This is a genomic window from Legionella maceachernii, assembly GCF_900167045.1.
Taxonomy (GTDB): domain Bacteria; phylum Pseudomonadota; class Gammaproteobacteria; order Legionellales; family Legionellaceae; genus Tatlockia; species Tatlockia maceachernii.
In genome coordinates this window covers 43,015-61,770 of record NZ_FUXJ01000007.1, presented here as the reverse complement: position 1 = coordinate 61,770, position 18,756 = coordinate 43,015, and the positions used below count along the sequence as shown (strand labels likewise).

The window sequence follows — 18,756 nt, the reverse complement described above, 5'->3', positions numbered from 1 at the left end:
GGACACTAAGCTTTTACCCGGCCATAGACGTCTTCAAAACGCACGATGTCATCCTCGCCCATGTATTCGCCGCTTTGCACTTCAATCATCACGAGATTCGTCAAACCAGGGTTTTCCAAACGATGCTTGTGTCCTGCCGGCACATAAGTGGATTCATTGGTATTCACCATGATTTCTCTGTCACCATTAATGACTTTGGCTACACCACTCACTACAATCCAATGTTCATTACGATGATAATGCATTTGCAAGCTTAGGCTTGCCCCAGGTTTTACTTCAATGCGCTTAATTTTAAAACGGGCTCCTTCCTCTAATACCGTATAAGTTCCCCAGGGTCGATGAACAGTGCGATGTACTTTATGAGTCTCGTGCCCCTGTTTTTTTAATTGACTATAGATTGCTTTGATATCTTGCGCGCGCGCTTTATCAGCAACCAAAAGTGCATCAGCTGTATCAATAATGAAGAGATCTTCGATCCCCACGGCAGCAATAAGTCTATCTTTACCACGGATATAGCAATTCGCCACTTCATGGAGTAGCGTTTCACCTTCAATGCGATTTCCTTTGCTGTCCGATTCAATCAATTCGCCTAAAGCACTCCATGATCCAATATCACTCCAGCCAATTTGGCAAGGCACAACCGCAACTTGTTTTGACTTTTCAATAAGGGCATAGTCAATTGAATCTTCTGGAACCGCATTAAACGTTTCCGCATTTAATTCAATCTGAATAAAATCTTTACCCATTGCCGTCTCTGAAACGTCCATGCACGCTTTAGTGGCAGAAAAAATAGCTGGGCAATGTAATTCCACTTCTTGGAGCAATGTTTTGACATTAAAACAGAACATCCCTGAATTCCATAAAAAGCGCCCAGAATCCAAGTATTCTTGCGCTTTCTCTAAATTCGGTTTCTCAACAAACCTTAAGACTTCGTTCCCTTCTGCCTCGATATAACCATACCCTGTCTCGGGGCTAGTAGGCTGAATGCCAAATGTGACAAGTTTTCCTTGCTGTGCCAATTTGGTTGCTTCTGCAATTGCCCGGGCAAAGGAGACTTGATCCGTAATCAAATGATCGGCAGGCAATACCAGCATCAGTGCCTCTTCATCGTCATAGGTTTGCTTAATCTGTAAAGCAGCAGCAATAATAGCAGCAGCCGTATTTCGACCAAAAGGTTCCAAGATATAGGACAGTGATAATCCAGTTTGATTGGTTTCACGGTATTCGTCGGTTGTTTTAAAAAATAAATCACGATTCGTTACGGTGAGAATTTCTTTAACGCCTGGTAATTGCGCACCTCGTAAAAAGGTTTTTTGCAATAAACTTTGCCCATCGGCTAAATGAATGAAGGGCTTAGGATGTAATTCGCGGGAAACAGGCCAAAGCCTTGATCCAGCACCACCACATAAAATTATTGGGATTAAACGCATTAATATTTCCTTACAAACCTAAATTATCTCGTTTGAAAACCCGGTCAGCACGATAACTTGAGCGCACTAACGGGCCAGATGCTACTTCAAAGAAGCCTTTTTTTAAACCAATTTCGCGTAATTCCATAAACGTTTCTGGCGTGACATAACGCGCAACAGGCAGATGATTTCTTGTGGGTTGGAGATACTGTCCTAACGTCAGGATGTCTATGTTTTGTGCGCGCAGATCATCCATGGTTTTGATGATTTCTTCGTTGGTTTCCCCAAGCCCCAACATTAGACTTGTTTTGGTTAAAACATCCGGACGATACCGCTTGGCAAATGCTAACACTTTTAAGGTTTGCCAATAGCCGGCACGATTATCACGAACAGGATGCGTCAACCGTTCCACCGTTTCGACATTTTGCGCAAAAACATCCACACCGCTGTCTAAAAGGGTCGCGACATCGTTCTCCACTCCTTGAAAATCAGGAGTTAATGCCTCTATTTTAGTATGAGGGCAACGGGCTTTAATTGCGCGAATAGTATCCGCGTAATGCTTCGCTCCTCCATCGGGCAAATCATCACGATTCACTGAAGTTAATACCACGTAATCAAGATTCATTAAAGCAACTGTGTTTGCGGTATTCTCGGGCTCTTGAGAATCTAACCAGCCATGAGGATTGCCTGTGTCGACTGAGCAAAAACGACAAGCCCGCGTGCACACTGCGCCCATCAACATGATCGTAGCAGTACCATGAGACCAGCATTCAGCTATATTGGGGCATTTTGCTTCTTCACAAACCGTGGCCAATCGATGTTTTGTCACCTGATCTTTGACTTTACTGTATGCGGGAGTGGTGTGATTGACTATGCGCAACCATTTCGGTTTTGGTAGACGCTCGGCAGGGGATTCTGTTGTTTTAACCCCGTCTTTAATTGCGGTTATACCTTGTGCAGTTTTATATTTATGTCCGCTTTCAACAATAACTGGAATGTCAATGAGTTTACTCATGCTTTTACCAATAATACCTAATGCACTGATAATCCCAAATCAGTCCAGCGAGATCAAGTTAATTTTGCTTTAGCCGCTCACTTCTTCTCTTTTAGATATTCCATAAGCACTTTGGCATGGGAACCGTCACATAGCGGCGGATCATTGGTTTTTTTGCAACCACAAAAATACACTGTCTCGGTAAGCGTTGCGTCATAGGGAACAGCTTTATCACCACAATCCATTGGATGATCACAGAGAGGTTGGGTTTTGCTCTTTCCACAACTGCACCAATAATACGTTTTTCCCTCTTCCACGTCGTAAGCAATGGGGAAAAATGGCAGTGGGGCTTTCTTGGTCATTGCCTAAACCGAGTTAATTTTTTTATCGTTAACCATCCTGCAAGTAAAGCTAAAGCAATGGTTGCTATTGATACGATGAAATAAGAAAAGCCATGCGGGAAAATGATCAGAAGAATCCCAATAATGAACAGTGAATACCAGGAAAAATAGGTTAAAATACGCTCAAATTTTTTTAAGCGTTCATGATTGCGGAAATAGATAAGCAGGAAAGCAAGTAGTGCCAATGGCAGAATATAAAGTAGCTGATAACCGATTTCAATTAATTCACCTTGAATAGTCGTAAGCCCTTGTCCATCAAGCCACTGTTGATAAATTAAGCCAAAATTTGGCGTGCAGTTCTGCTGATAGGCTTGCACTGCTGAGGCAGTTAAAACGACTAAAACAGGAATGGTAAAACCAGGTCGAACCCTTATTCCTTTAAAATAAATGACCAAAACATAAATAATTAACCCTAAGCCAATCAATTCAGCAGGAATCTGAAATACACTCAAAACCTGATAAAAGAAGATAGTGTGATCTTGTTGAAAATGATGAACTACCATGACAGAGAGTAGAAATAAAACAGCAAGCCCTATCATGACTCCTCGTTCTTTATACAGCCAGAGAAAAGAAAATAAAGCGAGAATAATAAAAAGTGAACAAGGACCAAAGGCATCAGTCATGGCCATTGTCAATGTAAATAACAGCAAAGAAGGTTGACTTGTCATACTGGCGTCAAACCAGCTCGCGTTCGATAATTGATGCAGTACATGAGCGGTCTGGGGAGTGAGGCTACCGGTTTTGCTAATTTCTTGATAGCAATAATCCAGTCCGCGTAATAAGTTTTGGCCCGTTGTGTTTGCTTCATCAAAACCTACCCATCGCGAACTGCAAAAGAAGATGGCTGGTACAGCATAGTCATCGATTTTGACCTGCTTCAATTCTTGATGAAACATTTCTAATGCCGCTTTGTCCTGGTTAATGAGGTATCGATGTACGTCAAGCCAGGGTTTCTGTGTTTCGAGGGTACTGAAAAAAGCGTCCGCTTTTTGACAATGGGGACAAGTAGAAGATAAAAATAAATCGACTCGCAACTTAATTTGATTATTGGGTCCTTTACTAAACCATGAAGATAGATTTGTGTCAGCCCAATTCACGCTAGTGAAAGTTAGCAGGAGGAGGAGCAATGTACTTTTTAACAAAGCGCGCATGTTAGTATTTCCTATATCATGATTCGTTAACTATACAATCTACAATCAATTATAGGAATTATTTTTCCTAATATCTCACCTCTCTATATTCCGCGGCTTGTTCGCGGAACGTAAGAGTAAGAAGAGGGCGTGAGCAATTACCTTTTCGAGTAATCAGTACGTATGAATATAATTTTCCAGCTGCTCTATGACTCGCGTTTTATCTTCAAGTAAATGAAAAAGCAAATCCCCAATCGAAAGAATTGCAACAATTTCTCCATTCTCCTCGATTAAAACATGGCGTCGTTTGGTTTCAGTGATTGTTTCCATGGCCTTTTCAACCGGGTCGAAAAGGTTTAATACGCTGACATCGGTATAAACGACATCAGCCGCTGTGGCTTTATTAGGGTCTAAGGCTTGTTGTAGACAGGACCTCACAATGTCTCGCTCAGTGACCATGCCCATAAGATTTTTACCCTCGAACACCACAACAGCTCCAATGTTTTCCTTGATCATAATATCAATGCATTGAGCAACAGTAATCTTTGGGTTCACATAAACTATTGGACGCCTCGGCTGAGGTAGCGCTGAATAAATTAGATGAGCCATGCTTCCTCCTGCAATAGCTTCCCTCATTGGAGTCGCAAATCGATCCAATTAGATTGCAACTCGTGCGAGGCCAGGTTAAAAAATACACTCTGTGCAGTTTAAATATAGCACAAATAATTACCAAACCTTGCACGAGCTAAATGTGCCCTCCTCTAGACCTAAAGGGCCAAAACATTCAAAGGTACAGTCCTTTCAAAGTCCGTCTGATCAAATTCCTCTGCCGCAGGGGGGCGGATGTGGGTCAGCGCTTGATTAGCCCTTTGAACTCTACGATGTTCCTGTATACAACTTAACGACGTAAAAAAATGGGGTGAATGTGCAGATGCTCGAGAAGAAGTACGGAGAAGACGATGCGAAGAGGGATTTTCTTCCTCCTCGTTAACGCCTTCATCCCCTAACTCCAGACCGTCTTGAGTGGGGAATGCATGTGCACTTATAGCGGTGGGTTGGGTTGGTCTTCTTGCAGCAATGACAGGCTCAGGCATTTCTCTTCGAGGTCCCGATTCTAAATCAAGCACCAAAGGAACAGTCCTTGGCGATAAATTGTCTTTTAAACGCTTGACTAATTCATGAACTCGCTTGGTGATTTCCCTTCCCTCCTCACCATTAAGGCTCTTTTGTACCGCTTGAGACCCTGCGTTGCCAATTTGTGTCAATTGTTTTTCCACAATGACTTGAACAATATCCACTGCAAGATTAGAGTTGCTATGAATGTCATACCACTCCAAAAGTAAGATGAGCCTTCTATCAAGATTGTCTTGTCTTTCTTTTTGCTGATCACTATTTAAATGGCTTTCATTCGCTTTAAATGAATCTTCTTGATCATTACAACGCTGAATTTCGCTAATATAAATGGAACGAATTTCTTCCGCCCGTTCGGACGTCCCAAACGTTTCAATCATGCGTTCATTGACAGCAAACTCAGGGGTTGCAAAAGGACCACCGTAATACCATTCATACAAGAATTGAGAAAGACTATTTTTCCAAGTGACGTATTTGGTTGCTAATGCAATCCCTATAAATAAAGTAGGTATAGCAGCAATAATGAAAGCTAACTCAGGAATACCTGTTGGTAATAAAACAGCAACTAAAATCACAAAACCCGCTATAATCACCAAGGGCATGACTGTCCGGAAGACTTTTCGAAAAAAACTTTTTTCGAATTTCGCGATTTCTTTGTATTCTTGATACAGCGGCAAAAACGGTTTAAACAAACTCAATAAAATACTTTTGGACTCGGCTAATCCACGTGAATTGCGATATAAGTTGTAGACGTCGATAATTGAAAAGACAAAATTGTCATTTTGCGCCGTGGCCCCCATGTACTGGAGAAAAGAATAGGCATCACCTATGCGATTTAGAAAATCGTTTGTCCACTGTGTAGCCCTGGTATCCCAAAGATACGATAAGGCATTCGCTGCATGATTAGTAAGGTCGACCGTCGATTCTTGCCACTCTTTCCCATCAATGAGTGTAATTTGCTGACGAATGTATTCGATTAATTCATTCTGATAATCATCAAGCCATTTCTTCATTGTCAAAGCTTTGCCGTCATTAAACGCCTGCAGAATTTTTTCAGCTAAAAGCCGAGCTTGTTTTTGATTAAACGCTTCTAAGTTAATAAAATTAAGGGAATGGGTTGTTTCATCGTTTAAGTGTCTGTATAACAAGTCAGCTAAAAAGGCTTTTTCTACTGTTTCTAAATCAAGTGGTCTGGATTCGCTCTCTGCACTTTCCACTTCGGCATTATAGTCATCCAACAGTCTACTAATAAGTGGTGTACTATGACTCCAATGCGGATCATTTAAAAAGGGAAAGTAAGCCCCTAATCTCTGCGCGCGATGAACTGCTTTTCGCTCTCCAATGGTGGTTCGCATCGCTGACATCCGTGGATCGGCAAAAAAATGCTCATACCATTTTTCAACGATAGAATGCCTTATTTTTTCAAGTCTACTATCCTCTAACCCATCCTCTATATCCACAACCCAAGCTTTTGTGTATTTTTGATGATGCGCTTTATACGCATTATCGGCTTTAATATACTCTTTTTGTAAAATTCCTGAATACTCAGCTTCTGCCACAAGTCGTTTCTGTTCATTATCAAGCAAACCCGCGTCAGGATAGGCAAGGGGAAGGATAATAAAGGTAATTTTGCTAATAAGGCTTTGATATTCTGGGGAAATCACTAATTCGTGGGTGATTGCTTTATCGGGTAATTCTTTGATTACAGCCTCAATTTCTCCGTCGGTATGTCCGCGGAGTCTCGACCACTTAGTGCTGCGTTGGCGAATTGTGTCGATAGATTCTTCTGCTGCTTTAATAGCAGCAACAAAGGATCGAGCAACTTGACTACTTTCAAACTCAGTGCGAGCGGGTAAAGGCAGCAAGTCGTATCCAGGTATAAGTCGGCCAGCTAACTCTAAAAATGTCATAAAACAATCCTCTTATCGGACTTTAAGCATAGTATCAATGATTTCTTAAGAAATTATTAAGTCTATGCACTACAAAAGATAGAAATAAGTCTAACGACTTGATTCCACAGTAAACAGTGAATCCTTAATTGTAGTTTTTAGAAGATTCTAGCGCAGCTCTTAATACCTGGATGCAGCTTCGCTTCATCCAGGTTACAACGTTCAATAACAATCAAGTAAACTCTATTTTATCCTACTACTTTCCAAGAACCATCGGCTTGACGGCAAGCTTTGCCATAAATTTGCTGGGGTTTACCACCGATAATTGCTTTAGTAATGTATTCGCGGCAAGGTTGCTGATCCGTGTAATAGGTTCTTGTTGGTTGTACAGTATAGCGGTTACCCGTATCAGGGTTTGACCACGTAACAACACGACCTGTGGGCGCTGTTTCTAAGGCTTTTTGCATTTCCAGTCGATCGAGGCGATCCATAGTACGACCTATGTTACCACCAAGATACGCCCCTATTAACGCACCACCAGCAGCTGCAGCAAATTTTCCTGAACCACCACCAAATTGGCTGCCTAAAAGACCACCAACCACACCTCCAGTCACAGTCCCTACACCTTCATTGGTTACTTGAGCACAACTTGTCAGTAAAACTGCGAGGGAAAGGGATGATACCAACACTATTTTTTTCATTTTAAGTTCACCTGTGTAATGGTTCATAAAATAGGTTGCCATTCTACCATCACGCTTACATATTATCCACATTTATACGCAGTTTAGAGCACCCGCTTTGGTCATTTGCGTTGCTATACTGTTATCCCCTCATTGAGAACAATAACAGCAGAACTATGGCAAAAACCTGTCATGGCGTACTCGAGGAGAAAATTGGCAGAGCAACTCGTACGCGATGGTTCCTGCGGACAATGCGATGGTCTCCACAGGGATGTGTTTACCCCACAATTCAACCGCATCTCCAATTTTCACTTCCGGACAATCAGTTAAATCCACGGTTAACATATCCATCGAGACTCGCCCGACAATAGGTACTTCATGACCATTAACCCAAACCGGCGTATTCTGGGCAATATGTCGGGGATAACCGTCACCATAACCTGCTGCAACCACACCAATGGTAGAGGGTCTACTGGTTTGCCAAGTCCCTCCATAACCAATAGGCGCTTGTGCAGAGCAGTGGAAAATGGCACTTATCGCGGAAACAAAGCGCATGACAGGCATCAATCCCAATTCGTGACCGCTTTGATGAGCGAAAGGAGAGACACCATAAAGCATGATGCCAGGACGAACGACATCAGCGTGGGTATCAGGTAATGCGAGAATAGCCGCGGAATTGCCGATACTTTTTATAAATTGTCCTTCAGGCAAATTCAATTCTCTAAAAGCGCGCAATTGATTTTGATTTGCCGAATGCTCAGGCTCATCAGCACAAGCTAAATGCGTCATCAGACCAATTTTTGTATCAATCCAAGGACAATTCGCCACAGCTGACAGAATGTCATAAACATCTTGAGGCGCAAAACCCAAACGATTCATTCCTGTATTCACCTTTACCCATAGCTTTATTTTACTGGGGAGCGGTGTTGTTAATAACCACTGCAGCTGATGAGGCTGATGAATAACACATTGAAAATGCTGTAAGGCTGCCACACGCAATTCGTCGGCACTAAATACCCCTTGAAACAACACGCAATCACTACGTACCCCAAGTGCGCGAATGGCCATGGCCTCTTCTAAGCAAGCCACACCAAAAGCATCAACATGGCCTTCGAGAACAGGAACCACCGCAGGTATACCACAACCGTAAGCATTGGCTTTCACCATAGCGATGATTTTACTGTTTGGTGCGCAATGCTTTACTTGATTGACATTATGCAAAAGCGCATTTTCGTCGATTTGCACGCGAGTGGGTCTAGTCACGTCAATCTACCCCTTGATAACCATTAAACGCCAAATCTTCAAAACGCGTGTATTTGCCCAGAAAAGCGACTCTTACTTTGCCTATTGGACCATTTCGTTGTTTTGCGACAATAATTTCAGCCGTGCCTTTATCTGGGCTGTCCTCATTATAAACTTCATCACGATAAATAAAGCAGATTAAATCGGCATCTTGTTCAATTGCTCCTGATTCACGCAGATCAGACATAACCGGACGCTTATCATGGCGCTGTTCGAGGCTGCGGTTTAACTGGGATAGGGCAATGACCGGTACTTCTAATTCCTTAGCCAATGATTTGAGACTACGAGAAATTTCAGAAATTTCGGCAGTGCGATTATCCCCTTTAAAGCCGGGTACTTGCATGAGTTGCAAATAATCCACCACGATAAGCCCCAATTTCCCATGCTCTTTCGCTAAACGTCGACAACGAGCCCGCATTTCTGCAGGACTTAATGCTGGCGTATCGTCAATAAATAAAGGCGCTTCTGAAAGCATATGCACCGCGGAAGTCACACGCGGCCAATCCTCATCATCCAGTTTTCCCGTACGAATTCGATGTTGATCAATACGACCTAAAGAAGACATCATCCGCATAGCCAAAGAATCTGAGGGCATTTCCATCGAAAAAACCAAGACTGGCTTGTTTGCTTTGATTGCCGCATGCTCAGCCATGTTCATTACCAACGTCGTTTTACCCATGGACGGACGACCGGCTACAATAATCAAATCGGAAGGTTGTAAACCTGAAGTCATTTCATCCAAATCCGATAAACCCGTTGCCAGACCTGTAATGGATTCACCGTTATGATAAAGCGCATCAATTCGCTCCACGGCTTTGACTAAAATTGATTTAATACTTTCAGGCCCACCCTCTCCCCCTGTTTGCTCAGCAATGGCAAAAACTTTCGTTTCAGCAAAATCAAGCAAATCAGTGACGTTTCTACCTCCCGGATTATAGGCTGAATCAGCAATGTCATTGGCAACAGTAATGAGTTGCCGTTGTACTGATTTTTCGCGTACGATATCCGCGTAAGCAGAGACGTTTGCCACGCTGGGTGTATTGTTTGCTAACTCGAAGAGATACGTTTCACCACCTGCATCATCCAACTCATTAGTCGACTTTAAAATATCGAGCAAAGTGACCACATCAAATGGTTGACTTTTTTTGGCCAGTTCAGCGATAGCTCGAAAAAGAATACGATGCTCGGTACGATAGAAATCAGCTTCACATAGCTTTGAACTGATTTTATCCCATACTTGGTTATCGAGCATCAGCCCACCAATAATTGACTGCTCTGCCTCGGCAGAATGCGGTGGCCGTTTTAGGGGGTCAATTGTTTTTTTTCGTGTTTGAACTTCGGTCATAGCTACTAACGCATTCTAGAGTCTTGGAAGGTATTGTACCTAAGTGAGGCCTTTAAACAAACCTCTAGTCATCCTGAGTACAGCGAAGGACCTCCTGAATCAGGTTAGTTCCAAGAGTCTGGAGGTCCTTCGCTGTGCTCAGGATGACAGGGCGGTTACTATCGCACCCATACTTGTGTTCGACCTAATGCCGAAACACCGATATACCCACGTACATAAAGTTTATTGCCTTCTAAGGTCATTTTAGCGCGATAAATTTTACCGCTTTTAGGGTCAAGAATCTGGCCACCATCCCAAACACCGTCCCCTTTGTCTTTTAATCCCCAAACAAAGGTCAGTCCTTTTACCGGTTTTCCTTGAAATTGACCTGGGCATTTTTCACAAAGGCCAGTATCACCCGGTTGTGGGAATACATCAGCGATTGTCCCAGTTAACATACCTTTTGATTCACTGATATGCACGATCGCTCTCTTTTGACCCGTTTTATCATCAATCGTTGTCCAGGTACCTACGGGTGATTGGGCTAGAGCCGTAGACATGCCAACCAGAGTAACAAGACACATCAAAAAGGCCTTCAATTGCTTCATGAGATTTTCTCCCTAAAAATGGTTCGACCCAGGATAGGCTATGGCGGTGCAGTTTGCAATTCACTCTTTGGGTAGAGGCATAAAAAATTGCTCAATATCATTCTTTGTCAAACCAATCATACCGCCCGCATTGTCCGATAAAATACCATCAAACAACTGGCGCTTTTTCTTTTGCATCGTCAAAATGGCCTCTTCCACTGTCCCTATGGTAATTAATTTATAAACAAAAACAGGGTTTTCTTGACCTATCCGATGGCTGCGATCCGTAGCCTGATCCTCGACAGCAGGATTCCACCAAGGATCATAGTGAATGACTGTATCGGCTCGGGTTAAATTTAATCCAGTCCCACCCGCCTTTAAGCTAATTAAAAAGATAGGGGTATGACCTTCTTGAAAAGTATTCACCAACACTTGGCGATTTTGCGTTTGCCCGGTTAATTTCAAATAAGCATAATTTCGGCTAATCAGCTGCTCTTCAATTAATTCCAACATGGAAGTGAACTGTGAAAACACCAGTACTCGACGCCCTTCATCCACTAAACCATCGAGTAATTCCATTAGCGCATCCATTTTAGCTGAAGTACCGTGAGCAATTTCTGCCTCAGGCATGGACAACAGCTTAGGGTCACAGCAGACTTGTCGTAATTTGAGTAACGCATCAAGGAGAACGATGTGGCTTTTACCCATGCCTTGTTTGGCAATCGCCTCACGCACTTTTTTCTCCATGCTCATGCGTATTGCCTCATATAAATCACGTTGACTGCCTGTTAACTCAATGCTGCGCGTCATCTCTGTTTTTTCTGGTAATTCATTTGCCACTTGATTTTTACTGCGTCGCAGCATAAACGGTTGCACGCGTTTTGCCAGTAAAGTTCGTCGCTCAGCATCATTGAATTTTTCGATGGGGGTCTTAAAAAATTGGCGAAATTGCTTTGCATCCCCTAATAAACCGGGCATTAAAAAATGAAACAGCGACCACAATTCACCTAAATGGTTTTCCAAAGGGGTTCCCGATAAACAAAGTCGATGCATGGCTTGAATTTGTTGGACGATTTGTGTGGTCTTGGTTTTAGCATTTTTAATGGATTGGGCTTCATCAAGAATTAAATAATAAAACGAATAATCGACAAAACGCGTTTTATCGCGCTGGATAAGGCCATAAGTCGAAATAATTAAATCATAATCATCAAAATTGTCATTGTGACGTTCTAAGCCGTGAAAAACAAAAACTTTTAATTCTGGAGTAAAACGTTTTGCCTCCTCGAACCAGTTACCCACCAAACTGGTAGGGGCTACAATAAGACTTGCTTTTGTCAAACGCCCCTGCTCTTTTTCAACTTGCAAATGCGCTAATGTTTGTATTGTTTTCCCTAATCCCATGTCATCAGCCAAAATGCCACCAAAACGGCATATTCGCAAAAATTGCAGCCAATTTAGTCCTTGATGTTGGTAATCACGAAGCGTGGTTTTTAATCCTCGGGGAGTTTCTGTCGCAGGAAGATGAATTAAATGAGTTAATTGCTGTAATTGTTTCTGCAATAGAGTATTGCCTTGCCAACGGGCAGAAATAGAAGCCATCGCTTGTTCAGTTTCTTGCATTAACACTAACTGGTATCGATTGATTTGCAGCGATTTTTCATTCTTGAGGTGACGAAGACCGTACTGTAACAAGAAGCGCAGTAATGGCTTGATTCGCCCCAAACTGACATGCAATGTTTTCCCCTCTGACAAAGGCAATTTAACACGCTCTTGCTCGGATAAATGATCAATAGTCTCCTTACCCAGCCGAGTAATCAGCTCAGCAACCAAAGGGACAATATTGACCGGTTTTCCGTCTACTAAAATCCCCAATTGATAAGAGAAAAAATCATTTTCTTTTTCCTCAAGTTCGGAAAACCACTCCAGTTCATCCGCATCAATAAATTCCTCATAAATAGAATGAGCAAATTCCACGCGCCAATCTTTACTCTTTAGTAGAGGGATAACTTGATTATATAAACGAGGTAAATCTTCTTCCCTTTTGTAATGAATTAAAACCATTTCATTCTGCAACTCGACCTCAGCAGATAATTTTTCAGAAATTCTTGGACTGCGTACGGCAAGAATTTGCTTTAATTCGTTTATTTTTTCTTCTTCAAAAGATAAATCCCGATGAATTTCAATTAATTTATTTTCTTCTGAGCGAAACAATATATTATGAATCTCATTTTTAGCAACGAGTACCCCTTCATAATCAAAAAATAACTCCACAATAAATAAGTAATCATTTTCCGATTCAAGGTAATTTTTATGTAACTCAATGGCGTCAAAAACAAGAACAGGATGAGGTTGATTCGTATGAATAATTCGTTCTTTGTAGATTTTGGGTTCAGGCAACTCGGGGTGAGTTTCTGCCAATTGTTTAGCAATTAAAGAGGCTTGATCCAATTCAATAGGTGGTGCATTCAATAAATTTCTTAATTGCCCTGGACTATAAGGTATAGTTAAATAACCCATTCGGCTTTTGTCTTGATCCAAATACCAAACCCTATCTAATAGAAGAGGTAAAATGCCTCCCCCGCCTTCGACTTCTTCTAATACTAAATATTGGGTTCCGTTGGCTGCTAATTGCCAATTTAATTTCGTGGATAAATTTTCGCTCAAGGTAAGAAGGGACTCTTTATCATTTGCTAAATAAACTCGATTGGTCGCAAGAATCTTTTCAAGTAATTCACTGTTGCGTAAATAGAGACGATCAAACCATCCTTGAGATGTGTTTTTAAAGAGCAAAGAGGCTATTATTTCCTCGTCCTTGCCTGTGAAATACTGTTTCCTGCTCTCAGTTATGGTATTAAAAATGGATTTTTTACCCAATCCCCCTTTTTTTAGGCGTTTGGCCATCGCGAGCCTTACCACAAGTCGATGTTCAAAATCACCAAATTGCGGCTCAATCAAATAAATGATTTCATGACTAGTGTCGGGTTGATGCTCATCAGACTCTTTTTCACGCAACGAATCCAGCCACGCGTTGAGGGAGAGATTCAGTTTATTTGGAACAGGTGCGGGAATTTCATAATTTTCTCGTTGTTGCAAAGAAAACAAGCTTGCAGCAGCGTGCTTGCAATTAATGGTATAAGGACAGCTACAGCGTGCTGGGGTTGAAGGCCAATTTTTTAAATCGAGATGCACGTCGTAAATCTGGCTTGAACGCCCTTTAACCCGCGCCTTTAATAGCCCTTCACTTAATCGGATATTTAATACGTACCCTTTCTGCTGGTATTCCTGTCCTCGCATCAACACAGAAGGTGAAAAAACATTCGCCATCCGTGACAATGCCTCTTTTAGCATACATGACCTACAACTAATTAACGATCTAACCTGCGATTATAGCAAATTTTCATCGAGAATAACTCATATATACCCGTGATCCTTCAAAATACTATTTTTGGTCTATTGCTTTTTCCGCCTGGGATTATTTTAAAAACTCGCAATAGGGCTTGCTATTACTCGTTTTTAAAATAATCCCAGCCAAAAAAATCAAGTTGCCCAAAACATAGCATTTTGAAGGATCACGGGTATATACTTCATAATTGTTATAGAATAAATTATTTTTGCAGAGATTTAATTTTGCTATGCATCAATCATTAAAACTACTTATGGCGCAAATTAACCCAACCGTAGGCGCCATTGAAGCCAATACGAATAAAATCATTCATATTATTCAACAAGAGCAACAGCAACACGATGTCATCATTTTTCCCGAGTTGGCCATTACGGGCTATCCTCCTGAAGATTTACTTTTTCGTAAAGAACTGCACCAGAGAGTCGCCGAAGCGTTATTGGCCATTGAAAAAATAACGGCCGATTGTCACGTGATTGTGGGCCATCCTTGCCTTGTCCAAGAGGATTGCTTTAACGCAGCAACCGTTTTTTATCAAGCAACACGCGTTGCGCGTTATTTCAAACAAGCTCTGCCCAACTATGGGGTTTTCGATGAAGAGCGCTATTTTATTCATGGGCCTGCTGAAACCTGTATTTTTCAAGTTAAAAACTATCGCTTAGGGCTTTGTATCTGTGAAGACATATGGCAAAAAGGCCCCGTGGATCGAATTATTGCTACGGGAGTAGATGCCATCCTTTGTATCAATGCTTCTCCCTTTGATTACCCTAAGCCCGATCTGCGCGAAAACTTATTGCGAGATTATGCCCAACAAGGGGTTGCCTTTATTTATGTGAATCAAATCGGTGGCCAGGATGAATTGGTTTTTGACGGTCAGTCGATGGCACTTGATCGTGAAGGGATTGTTTGTGCACGAGCCCCTGCTTTTAAAGAACATTTACACCCCGTTATTTTAGAGGGACACAAGATCATTTCGGAGATTATTCCTGCTTACGAACAAGATCAATTGATTTATGAAGCGTTAGTGTGTGGCACTCGGGATTACATCGAAAAAAATGGTTTTTCCAATGGTGTGCTTATCGGATTATCAGGAGGAATCGATTCAGCGCTCACTTTAGCCATTGCTGTAGATGCATTGGGTCCAGCAAGAGTCCACGCGATCATGATGCCTTCACGCTACACGGCCGGGATGAGTCTTGAAGATGCACAATTGCAAATTAATGCGATGAGAGTTAGAAGCACGCTCATTCCCATAGAATCTATCTTTAATCGCTTTCTTGACAGTCTTGCTCCTATTTTTAAAGAATCAACACCTGATGTGACCGAAGAAAATTTGCAAGCACGGATTCGCGGTATGTTATTGATGGCATTGTCCAATAAAAGCGGCAAAATGGTACTAACCACCTCCAATAAAAGTGAAACAGCCGTTGGTTATACTACTTTATATGGCGATATGGCAGGTGGTTTTGCCGTCTTAAAAGATGTTTTAAAAACACAAGTGTACACTCTCGCACGGTATCGGAATCGTTTAGAGCCCGTCATTCCTGAACGCGTTCTTACTCGCGCACCCTCTGCAGAATTACGAGCCAATCAAACCGACCAAGATAGCTTACCTGACTATAGTGTTTTGGATGCCATTATTACCGATTACATGGAAAATGATCTCGCTTCGACTGACATTATCCAAAAGGGATACTCTCCTGAAATTGTCAATCAAGTCATCCGACTTATTAAACGCAATGAATATAAACGGCGCCAAGCACCACCTGGGATTAAAATCAGTATTCGCGCTTTCGGACGCGATTGGCGGTATCCGATTACATCGGGGTATTAATAACTCAAAGTAAAAAAGGATAATAAAGATCAGTTTCTCAGGAATAAATCTCCTTTTTTAATAACCAAAGAGATAATGTTTGAACAAAACTTAGGCGATTGAGCTTGAACAAAGCGGTTTGATACAAAAGCCGCTTGCAAAATAAAAGTAAATCGCTAACATTGAGTTGCTAAGAATAATAATAACAAGGGATTCCATGAGAATTGTATTTTTTTTCACCATGTTGCTTTTTTCTAGCTTGGTGTCTGCTGCAACTCCTATTGATGGGTTATATGGGAGCCTATTTGGTGGGTATAGCTATGTCCCTGATAACTTAGACAAACTTCAGGACGGTATTAAATTTGATCATGCTGTCTTCGATAATGGTTTTAATGCCGGTGGGCGTTTTGGCTACCAAACCAATCATTGGCGCTACGAAGGGGAGCTTACTTATATTCGCACGACACTGAATTCTTTCCGATTCGGCTTACTCTCAAACTTAGGCTTTGATCCAATAAGAGTACGTGATGTCAGTGGACAAAATAACATGGTTATTGGGGCTGCCAATCTTTATTATGATTTCCCAGAAATGGTTCCCTGCATCGCCCCCTTTTTAGGAGTAGGTATAGGTTATGGCTGGTTTAATGCTAATTTTCATAATGATCTTTCCCACAAACGGAATCTTCTCTTAAACCCGAATTTTGCGCTTAACCCGACTCTTTTTCAAAATCCTTTTTTTCAAAATCGGCTTCATTACTCTGCATCAAGTGGTGCATTTGTTTATCAAGGAACAGCCGGTCTGACTTACAATTTTACTGAAAATTATGCCCTCAATCTTGCCTATCGCTATGTGGGTTCTAGCCGTATAAGCGCATATGGCAAGGTTTTACAGGGTAGTTTAGCTAGCATAGGCGTGGTTTATCGCTTTAGTGAATACAATTATAAGTAAGGGAGCAACATGAAACGTTCTAGTCAATTCGCTTTAACCAGTCTATTCCTTGCTAACTCAGTCTTCGCCGCAACTCCATCAGAAGGCTGGTATTGGGGGTTAATGGGTGGTCTTAGTTATACTCCCAGTATAGATATTTCAGGGCCTAATCCTTTACCATTTCTTCAAATAAATCAAATTATTAATCCTAACCCTGTTCCAGTCACTTCAAACAGTACCTTTGTCTCTTATGTAACTGGTTTACCTATAGTCAATAGAGCTCATCCTAGCCTAAGCTATGCTACTGTCTCCTCAGCTTTTACTCCCACAATGAATGGAAGCTTAGAGTATAAGGTTGGAGGAAATTTTGGTACTCAGCTTGGATACCGCATTTGTAATTTCCGCGCTGAGGGAGAATTAGTCTTCAATTATGCTCCTCTATCCCAAGTAAAAATTGGAGGAGTCTCCATTAAAAGGCATGTGACTCTTACCAATCCTATTCGTCTAAGTGGTCAATCAGTAGTTGGTGCAGGATTAATTAACGGCTATTATGATTTCTATGATGAAGAAAATGATCCTACGTGGGTACCTTATTTAGGATTAGGGATAGGCTATGCTTACGTAAGGAATTCAGTTACCTTTTCGCTACCTTATCTTTACGTTAACAGTTTCAGTTTGAACGTAAAAGGAAACGAAAGCGCCCCTATTGGCCAAGCCATACTGGGTATAAGCTATTATGCTTCGGATGATCTCTCGATTGGATTAGATTATCGCTACATTACGACAAGAACGATATCAAGCATTAATTCGCGCATACAAACAAACACCCTTAATTTGAACTTTAATTATTATTTTTCTGACTAATGGAAGCATAATTTAAGGAATCGGGTACTATGGCTATGCCCCTGTGCCTTCTCCCTCGTTATCGCTGGATCCTGAGGAGCCGCGGCAGGTAGGCAGCGAGTGGTGACATTAATAACTGAATGGTAGTGAGACCTTGGCCTGAACTATCCTTAGTTTACATTTTTGATAAAGGTTGCTATGACTTATCTAATTGCCCCTTCATTGCTTTCAGCCGACATGACAAAATTGGGAGACGAAGCTTTTGCTGTCATGGAAGCTGGGGCGGATATGATCCATTTTGATGTAATGGATAATCATTATGTTCCCAATTTAACCTTCGGACCACCTATTTGCCAGGCCTTACATAAACGCTTCCCTCATTATGTCATTGATGTGCATTTAATGACTTGTCCTGTGGACGAATTAATTATTCAATTCGCAAAAGCGGGCGCTAAACGGATAAGCATTCATCCTGATGCAACAACGCATCTGGATCGCAGTTTGCAACTTATTCAGCAGCAAGGATGTAAAGCCGGTCTGGTCTTGAATCCAGCCACGTCAATCGATTGTCTTCGCTGGAGTATTCATCGCTTGGATTTCATTTTAGTAATGACGGTCAACCCAGGCTTTGGCGGTCAAACATTAATCCCTGAAGTTCTCGATAAAATCAAATTACTCAAACTACAGTACCCTGCCCTCTCCATTTGCGTTGATGGAGGAGTAAGTGTAGATAATATTGCCAATTTGGCACAATCTGGCGCTACAGAATTTGTTGCTGGCACAGCTATATTTTCTAGCCCTGATTATGCTAAAACTATTAAGACCATGCGGGAGAAATTAGCTCTTACCTAGTGCTATCGTCCCCCAGTGGTTTTCTATATGTTTTGCATGAAAACCTAACCTGTCCATTTTCATTGAGAACTCT

15 protein-coding genes are annotated in these 18,756 nt (G+C 41.7%); 4 read left to right on the top strand and 11 right to left on the bottom strand.

The window, feature by feature from the left end; all coding sequences use genetic code 11:
* Positions 1-5: 5 nt before the first annotated feature.
* The 11 genes from B5D33_RS07260 to B5D33_RS07210 all read right to left on the bottom strand — a co-directional run bounded on the left by B5D33_RS07260 (position 6) and on the right by B5D33_RS07210 (position 14,195).
* Positions 6-1,430, bottom strand: coding sequence for a mannose-1-phosphate guanylyltransferase/mannose-6-phosphate isomerase (locus tag B5D33_RS07260; RefSeq protein WP_058451504.1), 1,425 nt, complete (start codon positions 1,428-1,430; stop codon positions 6-8).
* A 10-nt stretch (positions 1,431-1,440) separates the two neighbouring features.
* Positions 1,441-2,424 (bottom strand): lipoyl synthase, encoded by a 984-nt coding sequence (gene lipA, locus B5D33_RS07255; RefSeq protein WP_058451505.1) that lies wholly within the window; start codon positions 2,422-2,424, stop codon positions 1,441-1,443.
* 77 nt (positions 2,425-2,501) lie between these two features.
* Positions 2,502-2,765 (bottom strand): CDGSH iron-sulfur domain-containing protein, encoded by a 264-nt coding sequence (locus B5D33_RS07250; RefSeq protein ID WP_058451506.1) that lies wholly within the window; start codon positions 2,763-2,765, stop codon positions 2,502-2,504.
* The gene (locus B5D33_RS07245; RefSeq protein WP_058451507.1) at positions 2,762-3,955 is read right to left on the bottom strand and encodes a hypothetical protein; all 1,194 of its coding nucleotides are present in this window, start codon (positions 3,953-3,955) and stop codon (positions 2,762-2,764) included. The genes B5D33_RS07250 and B5D33_RS07245 overlap by 4 nt, the downstream gene beginning before the upstream one ends.
* Before the next feature lie 153 nt (positions 3,956-4,108).
* Entirely contained in the window at positions 4,109-4,543 is a 435-nt protein-coding gene (locus tag B5D33_RS07240) for a CBS domain-containing protein (RefSeq protein WP_058451508.1), read from the bottom strand.
* A 158-nt stretch (positions 4,544-4,701) separates the two neighbouring features.
* Positions 4,702-6,975: a hypothetical protein gene (locus tag B5D33_RS07235; RefSeq protein WP_058451509.1), complete on the bottom strand. Its 2,274-nt coding sequence runs from the start codon at positions 6,973-6,975 to the stop codon at positions 4,702-4,704.
* 227 nt (positions 6,976-7,202) lie between these two features.
* The gene (locus tag B5D33_RS07230) at positions 7,203-7,655 is read right to left on the bottom strand and encodes an RT0821/Lpp0805 family surface protein (RefSeq protein ID WP_058451522.1); all 453 of its coding nucleotides are present in this window, start codon (positions 7,653-7,655) and stop codon (positions 7,203-7,205) included.
* Between the two features lie 153 nt (positions 7,656-7,808).
* Positions 7,809-8,897 carry an alanine racemase gene (gene alr, locus B5D33_RS07225; protein WP_058451510.1) on the bottom strand — a complete coding sequence of 363 codons (1,089 nt, stop codon included), beginning with the start codon at positions 8,895-8,897 and terminating at the stop codon, positions 7,809-7,811.
* 1 nt (position 8,898) lies between these two features.
* A complete protein-coding gene (gene dnaB, locus B5D33_RS07220; RefSeq protein ID WP_058451511.1) occupies positions 8,899-10,281 on the bottom strand; it encodes a replicative DNA helicase in 1,383 nt (460 codons plus the stop codon).
* 158 nt (positions 10,282-10,439) lie between these two features.
* Positions 10,440-10,868, bottom strand: a complete 429-nt coding sequence (locus B5D33_RS07215) for a DUF2147 domain-containing protein (RefSeq protein ID WP_058451512.1) — start codon at positions 10,866-10,868, stop codon at positions 10,440-10,442.
* A 60-nt stretch (positions 10,869-10,928) separates the two neighbouring features.
* Positions 10,929-14,195, bottom strand: a complete 3,267-nt coding sequence (locus tag B5D33_RS07210; RefSeq protein ID WP_058451513.1) for a DEAD/DEAH box helicase — start codon at positions 14,193-14,195, stop codon at positions 10,929-10,931.
* Positions 14,196-14,479: 284 nt separating this feature from the next.
* Here B5D33_RS07210 and B5D33_RS07205 point away from each other — a divergent pair, with 284 nt between their 5' ends.
* The 4 genes from B5D33_RS07205 to rpe all read left to right on the top strand — a co-directional run bounded on the left by B5D33_RS07205 (position 14,480) and on the right by rpe (position 18,683).
* A complete protein-coding gene (locus tag B5D33_RS07205; protein ID WP_058451514.1) occupies positions 14,480-16,081 on the top strand; it encodes an NAD+ synthase in 1,602 nt (533 codons plus the stop codon).
* Between the two features lie 196 nt (positions 16,082-16,277).
* Positions 16,278-17,009: an outer membrane protein gene (locus B5D33_RS07200; RefSeq protein WP_065239978.1), complete on the top strand. Its 732-nt coding sequence runs from the start codon at positions 16,278-16,280 to the stop codon at positions 17,007-17,009.
* Positions 17,010-17,018: 9 nt separating this feature from the next.
* Positions 17,019-17,852: an outer membrane protein gene (locus B5D33_RS07195; RefSeq protein ID WP_058451516.1), complete on the top strand. Its 834-nt coding sequence runs from the start codon at positions 17,019-17,021 to the stop codon at positions 17,850-17,852.
* A 177-nt stretch (positions 17,853-18,029) separates the two neighbouring features.
* A complete protein-coding gene (gene rpe, locus B5D33_RS07190; protein ID WP_058451517.1) occupies positions 18,030-18,683 on the top strand; it encodes a ribulose-phosphate 3-epimerase in 654 nt (217 codons plus the stop codon).
* Positions 18,684-18,756 lie beyond the last annotated feature (73 nt).